Annotated in this window: 13 protein-coding genes; 11 read left to right on the plus strand and 2 right to left on the minus strand. The window is 74.1% G+C overall.

What is annotated here, in order from left to right:
• The 4 genes from ACZ6Y7_RS36735 to ACZ6Y7_RS36750 all read left to right on the plus strand — a co-directional run.
• The coding region (locus ACZ6Y7_RS36735) for an acyl-CoA dehydrogenase family protein (protein ID WP_132919430.1) at nt 1-93 on the plus strand (93 nt) is incomplete at its 5' end.
• Nucleotides 94-351: 258 nt separating this feature from the next.
• Nucleotides 352-1,218, plus strand: coding sequence for an oxidoreductase (locus tag ACZ6Y7_RS36740; RefSeq protein WP_465762318.1), 867 nt, complete (start codon nt 352-354; stop codon nt 1,216-1,218).
• A 148-nt stretch (nt 1,219-1,366) separates the two neighbouring features.
• Complete coding sequence (locus tag ACZ6Y7_RS36745) at nt 1,367-1,855, plus strand: GNAT family N-acetyltransferase (protein WP_465762319.1); 489 nt, start codon at nt 1,367-1,369, stop codon at nt 1,853-1,855.
• A 239-nt stretch (nt 1,856-2,094) separates the two neighbouring features.
• Nucleotides 2,095-2,748 (plus strand): class I SAM-dependent DNA methyltransferase, encoded by a 654-nt coding sequence (locus ACZ6Y7_RS36750; protein ID WP_465762320.1) that lies wholly within the window; start codon nt 2,095-2,097, stop codon nt 2,746-2,748.
• 90 nt (nt 2,749-2,838) lie between these two features.
• Here ACZ6Y7_RS36750 and ACZ6Y7_RS36755 read toward each other — a convergent pair whose 3' ends face one another.
• Nucleotides 2,839-3,216 carry a MerR family transcriptional regulator gene (locus ACZ6Y7_RS36755; protein WP_465762321.1) on the minus strand — a complete coding sequence of 126 codons (378 nt, stop codon included), beginning with the start codon at nt 3,214-3,216 and terminating at the stop codon, nt 2,839-2,841.
• Between the two features lie 148 nt (nt 3,217-3,364).
• Here ACZ6Y7_RS36755 and ACZ6Y7_RS36760 point away from each other — a divergent pair, with 148 nt between their 5' ends.
• Both ACZ6Y7_RS36760 and ACZ6Y7_RS36765 read left to right on the plus strand, forming a co-directional pair.
• A complete protein-coding gene (locus ACZ6Y7_RS36760; protein ID WP_465762322.1) occupies nt 3,365-3,859 on the plus strand; it encodes a peptidylprolyl isomerase in 495 nt (164 codons plus the stop codon).
• 232 nt (nt 3,860-4,091) lie between these two features.
• Nucleotides 4,092-4,901, plus strand: a complete 810-nt coding sequence (locus tag ACZ6Y7_RS36765; RefSeq protein WP_465762323.1) for an arylamine N-acetyltransferase family protein — start codon at nt 4,092-4,094, stop codon at nt 4,899-4,901.
• A gap of 381 nt (nt 4,902-5,282) precedes the next feature.
• Here the strand turns inward: ACZ6Y7_RS36765 and ACZ6Y7_RS36770 are convergent, their stop codons facing one another.
• Complete coding sequence (locus ACZ6Y7_RS36770) at nt 5,283-6,596, minus strand: LCP family protein (protein WP_465762324.1); 1,314 nt, start codon at nt 6,594-6,596, stop codon at nt 5,283-5,285.
• 414 nt (nt 6,597-7,010) lie between these two features.
• On the opposite strand from ACZ6Y7_RS36770, the gene ssuE reads away from it, so the two are divergent.
• The 5 genes from ssuE (at nt 7,011) to ACZ6Y7_RS36795 (ending at nt 14,639) form a co-directional block, all read left to right on the plus strand.
• A complete protein-coding gene (ssuE, locus tag ACZ6Y7_RS36775; protein WP_465762325.1) occupies nt 7,011-7,568 on the plus strand; it encodes an NADPH-dependent FMN reductase in 558 nt (185 codons plus the stop codon).
• Between the two features lie 388 nt (nt 7,569-7,956).
• Nucleotides 7,957-8,745, plus strand: coding sequence for an ABC transporter ATP-binding protein (locus tag ACZ6Y7_RS36780; protein ID WP_402226255.1), 789 nt, complete (start codon nt 7,957-7,959; stop codon nt 8,743-8,745).
• An 18-nt stretch (nt 8,746-8,763) separates the two neighbouring features.
• The gene (locus ACZ6Y7_RS36785; RefSeq protein ID WP_465762326.1) at nt 8,764-11,331 is read left to right on the plus strand and encodes an ABC transporter permease; all 2,568 of its coding nucleotides are present in this window, start codon (nt 8,764-8,766) and stop codon (nt 11,329-11,331) included.
• A gap of 110 nt (nt 11,332-11,441) precedes the next feature.
• Nucleotides 11,442-13,439, plus strand: a complete 1,998-nt coding sequence (locus ACZ6Y7_RS36790; protein ID WP_465762327.1) for a hypothetical protein — start codon at nt 11,442-11,444, stop codon at nt 13,437-13,439.
• A gap of 159 nt (nt 13,440-13,598) precedes the next feature.
• The gene (locus ACZ6Y7_RS36795) at nt 13,599-14,639 is read left to right on the plus strand and encodes a glycosyltransferase family 2 protein (RefSeq protein ID WP_465762328.1); all 1,041 of its coding nucleotides are present in this window, start codon (nt 13,599-13,601) and stop codon (nt 14,637-14,639) included.
• Nucleotides 14,640-14,661: the final 22 nt, after the last annotated feature.

Below are 14,661 nucleotides of genomic sequence, written 5' to 3' on the forward strand. Positions count from 1 at the left end.
GTGGAGCGGATGATGCGGGACGCGAAGATCACGCAGATCTACGAGGGCACCAACCAGGTCCAGCGCATCGTGATGGCCCGCAACCTCCCGTAGCCTCCCTCCAACTCCCGTAGCCTCGCCCAACTCCCGTCATCGGCCCGGCCGCAGTACGCGGGCCGGTGCCCACCGCCCCGGTGCCCACCGCCCCGGTGTCCACGGCACCGGCGCCCCCACGGCCCCCGACCGCCCGTCCGCGGTCGGGGGCCGCCTGTCGTCCGGCGTCGAACCATCCTGGACGGATCCGTGCCTCCGATGTCATAAATGATCGTCAACTCACCGGCAGAGCACGACGATCGCGGGAGATCACGGATCATGGGCGACACCTCCGAGCAGCACCCCGCCGGCAAGGTCTGGCTGGTCACCGGCGCCAACTCCGGCTTCGGCCAGGCGATCGCCGAGGCCGCACTGGCGGCGGGCGACACCGTCGTGGCGGCCGCCCGGCGCCCCGAGACGCTGGCCGAGTCGGCCGCCGCGCACCCGGACCGGCTGGTCCCGGTCCGGCTGGACGTGACCGACCAGGAGCGGATCCCCGTCGTGGTCGAGGAGGTCGTGCAGCGGTACGGGCGCGTCGACGTCCTGGTCAACAACGCCGGGCGCGGCCTGATCGGCGCCGTCGAGGAGTACACCGACCGCGAGCTGCGGGACCTGATGGAGCTGCACTTCTTCGGCCCGGCCGCGCTCACCCGCGCGGTGCTGCCGCACATGCGGGCCCAGGGCTCGGGCGCGGTGGTCCAGATGAGCAGCATGGGCGGCCGCTTCTCCTTCCCCGGTGTCGGCGCCTACTCGGCCACCAAGTTCGCGCTGGAGGGGCTGTCCGAGGCGCTGGCCCAGGAGGTCGCCGGGTTCGGGATCAAGGTGCTGGTCGTCGAGCCCGGCTCGTTCCGGACCGGCTTCGCGGGCGGCGGCGCGCTCGCCCACACCACCCCGATCGCCGCGTACGAACCGGTGGTCGGCCCGGTCCGCACCGGACTGCCGGACTCCGACGGCAAGCAGCCCGGTGACCCGGAGAAGGCCGCCGCGGCGATCCTCGCCGCCCTGGCCGCCGAGCGGACCCCGCTGCGGCTCGCGCTCGGCAGCGACGCGGTGGACGGCGTGCTCGGCCACCTGGAGGGCGCGCGGCAGGAGGCCGAGGCCTGGGCCGAGGTCGGCCGCGGCACCGACTACCCGGCCGGCGCCTGACCGGCGGCGCCTGACCGGTGGCGCGTGACGACCGGCGCGTGACGGCCGGCGCGTGAGGGGCGTGTGACGGGGCGACTGCCCCGGGAGCCGGCCGGGGGGGCCGGAAAACCGCGCGACGGCGGGCAGCCCGTTCCCTAGGCTGCCCGCCATGACCTCCGCACCCACCGCGCTCAGCCTGGCCGCCGTCACCCCCGCCAACATCGACGCCGCCCTGGCCCTGCGGGTGCGCCCCGACCAGGAGGGCCTGGTCGCGCCGGTGGTGAAGTCGCTGGCCGAGGCGTACGCGTACGGGGAGACCGCCTGGCCCCGGCTGATCCTGGACGGCGAGCGGCCGGTGGGCTTCGTGATGGCCTTCTTCGACATCCGCTTCAACCCGGAGCGGCCCGACGACCGCCCCCGCTCCGGGCTCTGGCGCCTGCTCGTCGACGCCGAGGCGCAGCGCGGCGGCTACGGCCGCTTCGCCGTGGAGCAGGTCTGCGCCGAGATCCGCCGCCGCGGCGGCACCCGCGCCACCGTCTCGTACGTGCCCGGCCCGGACGGCCCGGCGGGGTTCTACGCCCGACTCGGCTTCCGCCCGACCGGCGAGCTCAGCGGCGACCAGGCCGTGGCGGAGCTGGACCTCCAGCCCGCGTCCTAGGCTCCGGGGGTCCGTGGTCCGTGGTCCGCGGTCCGAAGCCGTCCGCGGGGAGGTCGTCGGCCCGCACCTCGCGGCCGTGCGCCCGGGGTTCGTCCGGTACGGCCCCGTCCGGCGCGTGGTCGAAGCGGTCCGGCCGCGGATGCGCCGGACAGGGCCCGATGGTGCTCATCGTCCGTTCCCCCTCGGCTCGTCGGCGAAGGCGATGCCACGTCCGGTGCCGCCGGGTAGGGTGCCGGGCCATGACCGAGCCGGACTTCCTCGCCACGACCAGGGCGTTCTACGACGCCATCGCCACCGATTACGCCGACCGCTTCCGCGGCGCGCTGGACACCATGCCGACGGAGCGGGCCGTGCTGGGGCTGTTCGCGGAACTGGTCCGGGCGGAGCGCCCCGGGGCGAGGGTGGCGGAACTCGGCTGCGGCCCGGGCTGGGTGGCGGGCCACCTGCACGGGCTCGGCCTGGACGCGTGCGGGATCGACCTCTCGCCGCGGATGGTCGAGCTGGCCCGGGCGGAGCGTCCCGAGGTGCCGTTCAGCGTCGGCTCGCTGCTGGACCTGCCGTTCCGGGACGGCGAGTTGACCGGCGCGGTGGCCTGGTACTCGATCATCCACACCCCGGCCGAGCGCCTCCCGGAGGTGTTCGCCGAGTTCGCCCGGGTGCTCGCCCCCGGCGGCCGGCTGCTGCTCGCCTTCCAGGTCGGGGACGAGCCGCTGCGCCTGGAGGAGCCGTTCGGGCGCCCGGTGTCGCTGGACTTCCGGCGCCTGCGGCCGGAGCGCGTCGAGGAGTTGGCCCGGGCGGCGGGCCTGCCGGTCACCTCCCGTACGGTCCGTGAGCCGGAGGGGGAGGAGAAGGCCCCGCAGGCGTACCTGCTGGCCCGCAAGCCGGAGGCCTGAGCGGGCTGGCGGAGGCCTGAGCGGGCGGGCGGCCTGAGCGGGCGGAGGCCTGACGGGCAGGCCCGGCCCCGGTCCGGTCGCGCTGCCCCGTCAGGCCGCCCCGGGCGACGGCGCCCCGGAGGCGGTCTGGATCACCTCGTCCAGCACCTCGCGCGAGCGCAGCAGGTCGTTGATCATCCGGTCGATCCGCTCGCGCTCGGCGGTGAGCTCCTCCACCAGCAGCGGGGTGGCGGTCTCGTTCGGGCCGCCGTCGGAGTCCCGCATGCAGGGGAGGATCTTGTAGATGGTCCGGCTGTGCAGTCCGGCCGCGAACAGTTCCTGGATGTGCACCACCCGGTCGACCGCCGTCTCCGGGTACTCGCGGTGGCCGCCTCCGGTGCGGCGGGCGACCAGCAGGCCCTGCTGCTCGTAGTAGCGCAGTGAGCGCTCGCTCACACCCGTCCGCCGGGCCAGTTCACCGATCCGCACGCCGTCCACCCCCGTCGTCCGTCCGATCGTCGAAGGTCCTCGTCCCGCGGGGGGCTCGAACCTGACATCGATGTTAGCTTCGGCCGTCCCGGTCCGGCCCTCCCGGGTGCACCACGCGGGAGCCGAACGTTCATGCCATGATCCCTGTATGAGTTCCAACGTTTTCTTCGACATCACCATCAACGACGAGCCGGCCGGCCGCATCGTCTTCAAGCTGTTCGACGAGGTCGTTCCGAAGACCGCCCAGAACTTCCGCGAGCTGGCCACCGGCCAGCACGGCTTCGGCTACGAGGGCTCCGGCTTCCACCGCGTGATCCCCGCCTTCATGCTGCAGGGTGGTGACTTCACCAACCACAACGGCACCGGCGGCAAGAGCATCTACGGCGAGAAGTTCGCGGACGAGAACTTCCAGCTCAAGCACGACCGCCCGGGCCTGCTGTCGATGGCCAACGCCGGCCGCAACACCAACGGCTCGCAGTTCTTCATCACCACCATCGTCACCGACTGGCTGGACGGCAAGCACGTCGTCTTCGGCGAGGTCGTCGAGGGCATGGACGTCGTGAAGAAGATCGAGTCGCTCGGCTCGCAGAGCGGCCGCACCTCGGCCGCCATCAAGATCGCCAAGTCCGGCGTGGTCGAGTAGTCACCGCCGTCCCCGGGGCACCGCCGTCCCCGGTGTGCCTGCCGCCCCGGAGCGGGAAGTCGGATCCGCCGACTTCCCGCTCCGGGGCGGCGGCCTTTCCGCGCCGGAACGCCCGGGGAGAGGCCCGGGGCCGGGCCGGAGAAGGCCCGGCGAAGGCCCGGAGAAGCCCGGAGCGGGGTCCTAGGCCCAAGGACCGATGGCCCGCCCGCCCCGGCCGGGCTGGAATGGCGGGATGGATCACGACACGGCGTACGAGGGCCTGACACCCGCCGCGCGGGCGGCGTACCTGGCGCGCATCGGCGTACCGGAGCCCGGGGAGCCGTCGGCGCAGGCCCTGGCGCGGCTGCAGCGGGCCCACCTACGGTCCGTCCCCTTCGAGAACCTCGGCATCCACCTCGGCGAGCCCGTCGTCCTGGACCCGGCGGCCCTGGTGGCCAAGGTGGTGGACCGGCGCCGCGGCGGGTTCTGCTACGAACTGAACGGCGCCTTCGCCGAGCTGCTGCGCTCCCTGGGCTACCGGGTGGGCCTGCTGGCCGGCCGGGTCTTCGACGGGCAGCGCCCCGGCCCGCCGTTCGACCACCTGGCGCTGCGGGTCGACCTGGACGAGCCCTGGCTGGTCGACGTCGGCTTCGGCCGGTTCAGCCTGCTCCCGCTGCGCCTCGACGAGCGCGGCCCGCAAACCGACCCGCAGGGCACCTTCACCGTCGTCCCGTACGGCGCACACGGCCAGCTGGACGTGCTGATGAACGGCGAGCCGCAGTACCGTCTCGACCCGCTTCCGTACCCGCTCGCCGACTTCGGGCCGACGTGCTGGTGGCAGAGCACCTCGCCGGACTCGCACTTCACCCGCTCGACCACCTGCTCGCTGCCGGCCGAGGACGGTGGCCGGATCACCCTGAGCGGCACCCGGCTCATCCGCACCGCCCCCGACGGCACCCGCACCGAGCGGCGGCTCACCGACGCCGAGGCGCTCACCGCGTACCGCGATCACTTCGGCATCACGCTCGACCGGCTGCCCGGAGGCGGCGGCGGGGCAGGGTAGCCGGACGCGCGACCGTCCGGGCCGGAACCGGGCAATCCCTCAGCCCGGTTCCGCCACCGCCCTGCACTCCCCTCGGGCCTGGGCCGATCCGCGGCCGGACTCGACTCCCCGGCACGGCGGTTCACCGATGAGCGAGCAGAGCGCCGACAACGGGCGAGGTGACGTACGAGCAGGTGACGGTGGTCTCGCCGGCCGCCTGTGAACCGGTCTCCGGCGGTCCGGTGCCCGGAGGCCCGGTCCCGCGGGCGGCCGGCACTTCACCCCGTGGAGCGCGAGCGCCTCCCGGACCAGGCGGCCCGGGAGGCGGTGGCGAGGGTGGCGGGCCGGCGCGGCGACCCGCGGCGCACCCCTGGTGGTGGCTCGACTGCCGTAAGCCGCCGACTACTTGACGTCCGGCACCGGCGTGTCGTTCTTGAAGGCGTCGAAGACCTGCTTGGACTTGGTGGCGTCCCACAGCACCGCCGACTCGCCGGTCTTGGTCCGGAAGTCCGCGTTGCCGATCGGTACGGTCATCGACTTGCCGCTGCCGCCGTTGACGTCCTTCATGGCGAGGAACATCGAGCCGAGGTCGGTCAGCCCGCAGTCCTCGTCGACGATCAGGGTGCCGAGCGCGGAGTCGACCAGCGGGTAGAAGGTGAACGGGTTGAGCAGGTTGCCCGGGGAGGAGGCCTGGTGCGCGAGGGCGCCGAGGAACTTCTGCTGGTTGCGCATCCGGCCGAGGTCCTGGTCGGCCATCTGGTGGCGCTGGCGGACGAAGGCCAGGGCCTGCTTGCCGTTGAGGGTCTGGTCGCCGGCCTGGAGGTCGAGGCCGGAGTCCTTGTCCTTGATGGGCTGGTCGATCTTCATCTCGACGCCGCCGATGGAGTCGACGATGCCCACGAAGCCGGCGAAGCCGATCTCGGCGTAGTGGTCGATCCGGATGCCGGTGTTCGTCTCGACGGTCTGGACGAGCAGGCGGCCGCCGCCCGCGCCGAAGGCCGAGTTGATCTTCGCGGTGGTGCCCTTGACCGGCTTGCCGTTGCTGCCCGCGTGCTCCGGGATCGGCACCCAGGAGTCGCGCGGGATGCTCATCAGGGTGTTCCCGTTGTCCCCGATGTGCAGGATCATCATCGAGTCGCTGCGCTTGCCCTCGTCGTGGCCGGTGTGCAGGTCGTCCTGCTCGCCCTCGGTGAGGCCCTGGCGGCTGTCGGAACCGACGATCAGCCAGTTGGTGCCCTTGCCCGCGGCGGGGCGGCCGGGGTAGTCGGCGAGCACGTTCTCGTGGTTGAGCTTGGAGTCCGCCCAGAACCAGGTGGAGACGGCGGTCACCATGACGGCGATCAGCAGGCCGAAGACCGACCACTTGACGATCCGGCGCCGCGGCCAGCGGCGGGCCTGAGGGGCGCCCGGCCGGGCGCCGCCCGGTCCGCCCGGTCCGCCCTGTCCGCCGGGCCCGCCCGGATGCCCGGGACCGGCCGGACCACCGGGGTGGCCGCCGGGCACGCCGGCGCCCTGCGGCACATCGGCCCCCTGCGGCGGCACGCCGCCGAGCCGGGACGGCGCCGGCGGCTGGGCCGGCTGCCGCGGCGCGGGCGCCCCCGGCCCGCGCGGGTTCAGCGAGGCCGGCAGCGGCGGCTCGGCCGCCGCGCCGCCGCCCCCGTTGCCGCCGTACGGGTTCCCGCCGCCCCCCGGGCGGCCCTCCTGCCACGTGTTCATGCCGTCGAGGATGCCCGACCCGGCTCCGCCTGACTCCCCCCGGGGGGCCCACCAGGCCTCTTGTAGCAGTTTTGATGCACGTACCGGATCGTTCCGCCGCAACGTCCGGACACCCGGCGTTCCAGCGGCCGAAACGATTCTTGACCGGCCCGAACGGCCCGTGTTTGCATTCCGGGCATGGACCAGCGTTGGGCACTCACGCGTCGGCGGCACGTCGACCTGCGGCGTGGTGTGGCCTGTTCGCTCTGTCGCGGCTGACGCGCGCCCGTCGGAACCCCGCACGTCCCGCGTCCACGGACGCAGTGCCGCCGCGTCCACGGACGCAGTGCACCGGGCGCCGGACCCCACCCGGTGCCCCCGCCGCAGCGCCTCCCAGCGCGCCGCGCCGACCCGCTTCCAGCCAGAGGTGAACCCATGGCCGTCGTCCTGTCCGTTTCCGGCTCCCCGTCCGCCACCTCCCGCACCACCCGCCTGCTGCGCCACGTCGACGCGCTCCTGGCGGAGCGCGGCCACCAGGTCGTCCCCTTCGAGGCCCGCAGCCTGCCGGCGCACCCGCTGCTCTCCGGCGACTTCGACCACCCCGAGATCGTCGCCGTCGCCGAGCTGTTCGCCCGGGCCGACGGCGTCGTCATCGGCACCCCCGTCTACAAAGCGGCCTACTCGGGCCTGTTGAAGGCCCTGCTGGACGTGCTCCCGCAGTACGCGCTCGCGGGCAAGACCGTCCTGCCGCTGGCCACCGGGGGCTCGCCCGCGCACGTCCTCGCGGTGGACTACGCACTGCGTCCGGTGCTCAGCTCGATGGGCGCCGGGCACATCACCCAGGGCTGGTTCGTGCTCGACCGCCACATCACCGTCCGGGAGGACGGCGCGACCCTGCTCGACCACGGGACGGAGGACCTGCTCGCCCCGGTCGTCGACGGCTTCGCCACCGCGCTGGAGCGGCTGGCCGCCCCGGCGCTGTCCGGCTGCTGAACAGCCGCTGTCCGGTCGCCGGCCGGCAGCTGACCGGCGGCTCGACCCCATGCCGACCGGGCGGTACGACCGCGGCCGCGGCCCGTACGGGGCGTCCCCGAGACGGGCCGCGGCACCCCCTAGGGGGAGACGCGCCGCGCCCCGTAGAACCTTGGTTGAGCCGCTTCATTCCGTCGGATGACGAGCCGTCCGCCGTGCGCTCCTACCGTGGTTCCCACACCCCCACCCGCCAGGGAGCGACCCGATCAGGTCGGGCCCGGTGGCCGGGTCCACCGGGAGGGCGGGGACAACTCCCGGTCGAGGACCACCGCGTGCACCGTGTCACGCGGCGGGCGGACCCGTGAGGCCGGGGGCCAACGGGCGAGCGCATCTTCCCTAGGAGACTCCAGTGACGACGGCAGCAGCAGCCGTGTACGACCCCCAGCTTCCCGGCGGAGCCTCCGCCGTCGCCGCATCGGCCCGTCAGGTCACCAAGGCGTACGGTTCGGGCGAGACCAAGGTCACCGCGCTCGACGCGGTCGACGTCGACATCCAGCGCGGCCGGTTCACCGCGATCATGGGCCCCTCGGGCTCCGGCAAGTCCACCCTGATGCACTGCCTGGCCGGGTTGGACACGGTCAGCGGCGGGCGGATCTGGATCGGTGACACCGAGATCACCGGCCTCAAGGACAAGCAGCTGACCAGACTGCGCCGGGACAAGATCGGCTTCATCTTCCAGGCGTTCAACCTGCTGCCCACCCTGAACGCGCTGGAGAACATCACGCTGCCGATGGACATCGCGGGCCGCAAGCCCGACCAGGCCTGGCTGGACCAGGTGGTGGAGACCGTCGGCCTGGCCGGCCGGCTCAAGCACCGCCCGACCCAGCTCTCCGGCGGCCAGCAGCAGCGCGTCGCGGTGGCCCGGGCGCTGGCCGCCCGCCCCGAGATCATCTTCGGCGACGAGCCCACCGGGAACCTGGACTCCCGCGCCGGTGCCGAGGTGCTGACCTTCCTGCGCCGCTCGGTGGACGAGCTGGGCCAGACCATGGTGATGGTCACCCACGACCCGGTCGCCGCCGGCTACGCGGACCGCGTGCTGTTCCTCGCCGACGGCGTGATCGTCGACGAGATGCACGCGCCCACCGCCGACTCCGTCCTCGAACGCATGCGCCGTTTCGACGGCAAGCGCACCAGCTGAGCGGCGGACGACACGACCATGCTGCTCAAGACCTCCCTGCGGAGCTTCTTCGCCCACAAGGGCCGGATGGCGCTCTCGCTCATCGCCGTCGTGCTGTCGGTGGCCTTCGTCTCCGGCACCCTGGTGTTCTCGAACACCGCCACCAGCACCTTCGACAAACTCTTCGCCGCGACCGCCTCCGACGTCTCGGTCCAGCCGCCCAAGCCCGCCGAGGACGAGGAGCAGCAGGCCGCCGTCAAACCGCCGACCGTCCCGGTCGCCCTCGCCGACGAGGTCGCCGCGCTGCCCGGGGTGAAGAAGGCCGTCGGCCAGGTCATGGTCGGCAACGCGATCCTGGTCGACCCGGCCACCAACAAGCTGGTCGGCCCGACCAGCGGCGCGCCGACCCTGCTCGGCAACTGGACCGACACCCCGCGCAACCCGGTCACCATCACCGCCGGTCACGCGCCCCGCAGCGCCGGTGAGCTGGTGCTCGACGCGGACACCGCGAAGAAGGCCAAGCTCGGCCTCGGCGACAAGGTCCGGGTCGAGAACTCCGCCGGCAAGCACGACTTCACGATCGCGGGCATCGCGACCTTCACCGCCACCAACCCGGGTGCGGCCCTCGGCTTCCTGGACACCCCGACCGCCCAGCAACTGCTGCTCGGCGAAACGGCGTTCACCTCGATCGAGGCGTACGGCGACGGCAGCCGCAGCGACGACCAGCTGAAGGCCGCGGCGGTGGCCGAGGTCGGCGCCGGCTACCAGGTCAAGACCGCGGCCGAGCAGAAGGACGAGAACACCAAGCAGGTCGGCAGCGGGTTGAACTTCATGAAGTACGCGATGCTCGGCTTCGCCTTCGTCTCGGCGATCGTCGGCGGCTTCCTGATCATCAACACCTTCTCGATGCTGGTCGCCCAGCGCACCCGGGAGATCGGACTGCTGCGCGCCATCGGCGGCAGCCGCCGGCAGGTCAACCGCTCGGTGCTGGTCGAGGCGCTGATCCTGGGCGTGCTCGGCTCGACCCTCGGGGTGGCGGCCGGACTGGGTGTCGCGGTCGGCCTGATCAAGCTGATGAACGCGATCGGCATGGACCTGAAGGCGGCCGACCTGCAGATCGGACCGGACGTCTTCGTCGCCGGCTACGCGCTCGGCATCGTGGTCACCCTGGTGGCGGCCTGGTTCCCGGCCCGCCGGGCGAGCCGGATCTCGCCGATGGCCGCCCTGCGCGACCACGGCACCCCGGCCGAGGCCCGCGCCAACCTGCTCCGTACCGTCCTCGGCCTGCTGCTGTCGGCGGGCGGCGGCGCCCTGCTGGTGCTCGGCGCGCGGTCGGAGAAGGCCGCCACCGGCGGCGAGTACCTGGGCCTGGGCGTGGTGCTCACCCTGGTCGGCTTCGTGGTGCTCGGTCCGCTGCTGGCCTCGGCCATCGTCCGGGTGCTGGGCGCGGTGCTGCCGGCGGTGTTCGGTCCGTCCGGCAAGCTCGCCCAGCGCAACGCGATGCGCAACCCGCGCCGCACCGGTGCCACCGCCGCCGCGCTGATGATCGGCCTGGCGCTGGTGATCGCCTCCTCGGTCTTCAGCTCCTCGGCGGTCACCTCGGCCAGTGCGCAGATCGACCGGTCGGTGGGCGTGGACTACATCGTCCAGGGCGGCCGGACCGAGATCACCCCCGAGATGCTGGACATCGTGCGCCGGACCCCGGGCGTCGACCACGTCACCACCCAGAAGTTCTTCATGCCGAAGGTCCGGCTGCCGGACGGGCAGCAGGCGAAGACCGAGCTGACCGCCGTGCCGCCCGCCTTCTTCGGCACCGACTTCCGGCCGACCGTCAAGGCCGGGGCGGCGGACTCGATCGAGCGCGGCTCGCTCGGGATCGGCGAAGCCTTCGCCAAGGAGCACGGCCTCAAGGTCGGCGACCGGGTGAGCGTCGACTACGGCAGGGGCCGCACTCAGGAGCTGCCGGTCGGCGTGGTCTTCGCCAAGGGCGAGCTGTTCGGCAACGGCTCCTTCGTGGCGATGGACACCATGGCCACGGCCGTTCCGGCGGCCGAGCAGCCGCCGGTGTGGACCTTCTTCGCCAAGGCGGCCCCCGGCGCCGACGTGGCCAAGACGCTGACCGCCCTGCAGGACGGGCTCAAGGAGTACCCGCAGCTGGTCGTCAAGGACCAGGCCGGCTACAAGGAGCTGGTGCAGTCCCAGATCAACACCCTGCTCTACCTGATCTACGGGCTGGTCGCCCTCTCGATCACGGTCGCCGTGCTCGGCGTGGTCAACACCCTGGCGCTGTCGGTGGTCGAGCGGACCCGGGAGATCGGCCTGCTGCGGGCGATCGGCCTCTCCCGCCGCCAGCTGCGCCGGATGATCCGGCTGGAGTCCGTGGTGATCGCGCTGTTCGGCGCCGTCCTCGGCACCGGGCTGGGCCTCGCGTGGGGCGTCACCGTCCAGGGCGTCCTGCGGGACCAGGGCCTCGGCACGCTCTCCGTGCCGACCGTCACGATCGCGATCACCCTGGTCTCCTCGGTGGTGATCGGTCTGGTCGCCGCGCTCGTCCCGGCCTTCCGGGCCGGCCGGATGAACGTCCTCGCCGCCATCGCGACGGACTGATCCGGCGCCGGGGGGCGCCGGATCGGGGACCACGGGGCCGGGGGCCGGGTGCGCACCGCACCCGGCCCCTTGCGCACGTCCGGGATCCGGCAGGCTGAGATGATCGTCCGATGTTCCCCTCGGACGCCCCGCCGCTGCCCAGCGCCGCGCCCCTCACCGCCGGGGCGGCCGCCCGCTGGCGCGCCGCCCGTACGGCCTGGCGGCTGGACAGCCGCTGGCTCGCCCTGGTGCCGGTCGCGTTCGCGGTCCTGGCCACCGCGGTGGAGCCGAGCGCCGCCCGCTGCAACGCCCAGGGCATCTGCCGGGACACCTGGGGTTCGGCGCTGGCCGGCTGGTCGGTGCTGGCCGAGGTCGTCCTGCTGGTGACCAAGGTCCGGGTCCGAGCGCTGGTCCCGCCCGTCGTCCTGGCCCTGCTCTGGTACCTCCCGGACGGCCTGGTCACCCCGCTCGCCCGCTGGTCGGCGGTGCTGCTCCACGTGCTGCTCACCGCCGTCCTGCTCGGCGCCGAGGCCGGCCGCCGCCGGGCCCGCCAGCAGCTGGACGAGCTGATGGCCCCGCCCGTCCCCTTCCCGTGGACGGCCGCCGGCGCGCCCTCGCCCGTCCCGCACGACGGCCCGCCGGTGCTGCGCCGCGCCCTCGGCGTCCTGCTGCTCGTCGTCGCGGCGGCCTTCCCGCTGTACGGGCTCTGGGCGCAGGCCCGGACGGAGGCCGTCGCCGAGCGGGCCGTCCGGGTGACCGGCACGGCGGGGACGACCGACCACGACGGGGTCCTGACCGTCCGCTTCCAGCCGCCCGGCGGCGGACCCGAGCGCACCGCCGCCCTGGACGTCCGGTGGCAGCGGCAGCCGCAGCCGGGCGAGCCCGTCCCGCTGCTGGTGGACGGCGACTCCGTGCGCGCCCTGGGCGACGCGTACGACCTCTCCGGCCAGTGGGCCGCCGGCGGGCTGATCGCCCTGCCCGGCCTGGTGCTGCTCGGCTCGGCCGCCGTCGCCACCGCCCGCCGCGCCCGGCCGTCCTTCGAGGGCTCCGCCCCCGCGCTCGCCGTCCGGGTCCGCGCCGACGCCCGCGGCGACCTGCTGGTCCAGCCGCTGGACGGCCCGGCGGAGGGGCCGGGGCTCTGGCGCCTGGTCGAGCGCGACCGCTACCGGTGGGCCCGGTCCGGCGTCCCGGGCCGGGAGGGTCCGGCCTGGGTGCACGAGTACGCGGAGACCGGCAGCGAGGACGACGACTACCCCGACCCGCTCCTCGACCAGGACGAGGACGAGCAGGACGAGGACTGCGAGGAGTTCCTCGACCGGGCGACCCCCGCCGAGGCCGCCGCCTGGCTGGCCCACGCCGGCCGCAGCGTGCCCGCCGTGCTGTACCGAGGCCCCGACGGCCCCGACCGCCAACTCCTCGTCCGCCCGGGCCTGTTGGACACCGATCCGTACTGGGTGGCGGCCGTGGTCGCGCCCGCCGCCCGGGCCCCGCGGCTCAGCCGGCGCAACGAGCGCTACCGCGAGCGCGAACTCGCCGTCGCCGCGCTGACCGCCGAGACCGTCGCCGCCGCCCCCGAGGCCGGGCCGGACGCCGAGCCGGTGGCCGCCCGCCGCTGGGAGATGCCGCTGCCGCTGCGGGCGGCGGCCGGGCCGGTCACGGCGCTGCTGGTCGCCGCCGCCGTCGTGCTGCTGGACGACGACGGCTGGTGGGAGAACCTGGTGCGCCCGCTCTGGATCGGCTCGCTGGCGATCCTCGCCTGCGCCCAGACGCTGTCCTGGCAGGTGGTGGCCGACCGCGACGGCCTGCGGGTGGCCACCGCGCTGCGCACCCGCAGCTTCCGGTGGCCGGAGATCAGCGCGGCGGCGGTGCACCGGGGCCTGCTCACCATCCGGCTGCGCGGCGGCCGGGAGTTCTCCTTCGCCAGCCGCCCGGCGCTCTGGCTGGCGGGCCACTTCGGCGACCGCTACGACCCGGTGGCACTGGCCAGGGCGGTGGCCACCGCCGCGCACCGGCCCGACCTGCGCCCGGCCGGCGTCCTGCCGGACCGGCTGGGCGGCCCGCAGCACCTGCTGAACCGGCTCGCCCTGGTCGGCTACGCGGTGTTCACGGTGGCCCACTACGCGATCTGAACCGGGCCCCGGGCCGGTTCGTCACCCCTGGTGGAGGCCCGTGCCGACGGCGGGGCGACGTGTTCTCGATCACAGTGCCCGGCCCGCGCCGCGAGGTGCGCGCGGCCGCCCGGACCGGGACGAGACGGGGACGCGTCCGCACCGGTACGGTGGGCCCCGATGAACACCAAGGCTGCTGAGGAGCTTCCGGCTGTTTCCGTGATCATGCCGGTGCTCAACGAGGAACGTCACCTGCGCACGGCCGTCCGGCGCATCCTGGACCAGGACTACCCGGGGCCGATGGAGGTGGTGATCGCCCTCGGTCCCTCCGCCGACCGGACGGACGAGATCGCCGCCGAGCTGGTGGCCGAGGACCCGCGGGTGCGGACGGTGCCGAACCCCACCGGCCGGACGCCCGCCGGGCTGAACGCCGCGATCCGGGGCTCCCGCCACCCGATAGTGGTGCGCGTGGACGGCCACGGCCTGCTCACCCCCGGCTACATCGCGACCGCCGTCCGGCTGCTGGGCGAGATGGAGGCGGCCAACGTCGGCGGCATCATGCACGCCGAGGGCGAGACGGAGTGGGAGAACGCGGTCGCCGCCGCGATGACCTCCAAGCTCGGCGTCGGCAACGCGGCCTTCCACACCGGCGGCCTGGCCGGCCCGGCGGACACCGTGTACCTCGGCGTGTTCCGCCGCGAGGTGCTGGAGAAGCTCGGCGGGTACAACGAGGAGTTCATCCGCGCCCAGGACTGGGAGCTGAACTACCGGATCCGCCAGGACGGCGGCCTGGTCTGGTTCACCCCGCAACTCAAGGTGACGTACCGGCCCCGGCCCTCGGTGCGGGCGCTGGCCAAGCAGTACAAGGACTACGGCCGCTGGCGCCGGGTCGTCACCCGCTACCACCGCGGCTCGGTCAACCTGCGCTACCTCGCCCCGCCGGCCGCACTGCTCGCGGTCACCCTGGGGCTGGTGCTCGGCGCCGCCGTCCACCCGGCCTTCCTCGCGGTGCCCGGCGCCTACCTGGCGGGCATCGTCGGCGGGGCCGTGACCGAGGGCCGCGGGCTGTCCCTCAAGGCCAGGGCGATGCTGCCGGTGGCCTTCGGGACGATGCACCTCAGCTGGGGCTTCGGCTTCCTCACCTCGCCGCGTTCGCTGGCCCGCCGGGTGATCGCCAGCGTCGGCCCGGCCTCCGAGGACGTGCTCTCCAAGACCGGCTGACGCCCCGTCGCGCTCGCGCCCC

This window comes from Kitasatospora sp. NPDC053308 (assembly GCF_055585785.1).

Bases quoted from the DNA above. Each gene is read 5' to 3' on its own strand.
- ACZ6Y7_RS36740 (WP_465762318.1), top strand. From the start codon at position 352: ATGGGCGACACCTCCGAGCAGCACCCCGCCGGCAAGGTCTGGCTGGTC.
- ACZ6Y7_RS36745 (WP_465762319.1), top strand. From the start codon at position 1,367: ATGACCTCCGCACCCACCGCGCTCAGCCTGGCCGCCGTCACCCCCGCC.
- ACZ6Y7_RS36750 (WP_465762320.1), top strand. From the start codon at position 2,095: ATGACCGAGCCGGACTTCCTCGCCACGACCAGGGCGTTCTACGACGCC.
- ACZ6Y7_RS36760 (WP_465762322.1), top strand. From the start codon at position 3,365: ATGAGTTCCAACGTTTTCTTCGACATCACCATCAACGACGAGCCGGCC.
- ACZ6Y7_RS36765 (WP_465762323.1), top strand. From the start codon at position 4,092: ATGGATCACGACACGGCGTACGAGGGCCTGACACCCGCCGCGCGGGCG.
- ACZ6Y7_RS36770 (WP_465762324.1), bottom strand. From the start codon at position 6,596: ATGAACACGTGGCAGGAGGGCCGCCCGGGGGGCGGCGGGAACCCGTAC.
- ssuE (WP_465762325.1), top strand. From the start codon at position 7,011: ATGGCCGTCGTCCTGTCCGTTTCCGGCTCCCCGTCCGCCACCTCCCGC.
- ACZ6Y7_RS36785 (WP_465762326.1), top strand. From the start codon at position 8,764: ATGCTGCTCAAGACCTCCCTGCGGAGCTTCTTCGCCCACAAGGGCCGG.
- ACZ6Y7_RS36790 (WP_465762327.1), top strand. From the start codon at position 11,442: ATGTTCCCCTCGGACGCCCCGCCGCTGCCCAGCGCCGCGCCCCTCACC.
- ACZ6Y7_RS36795 (WP_465762328.1), top strand. From the start codon at position 13,599: ATGAACACCAAGGCTGCTGAGGAGCTTCCGGCTGTTTCCGTGATCATG.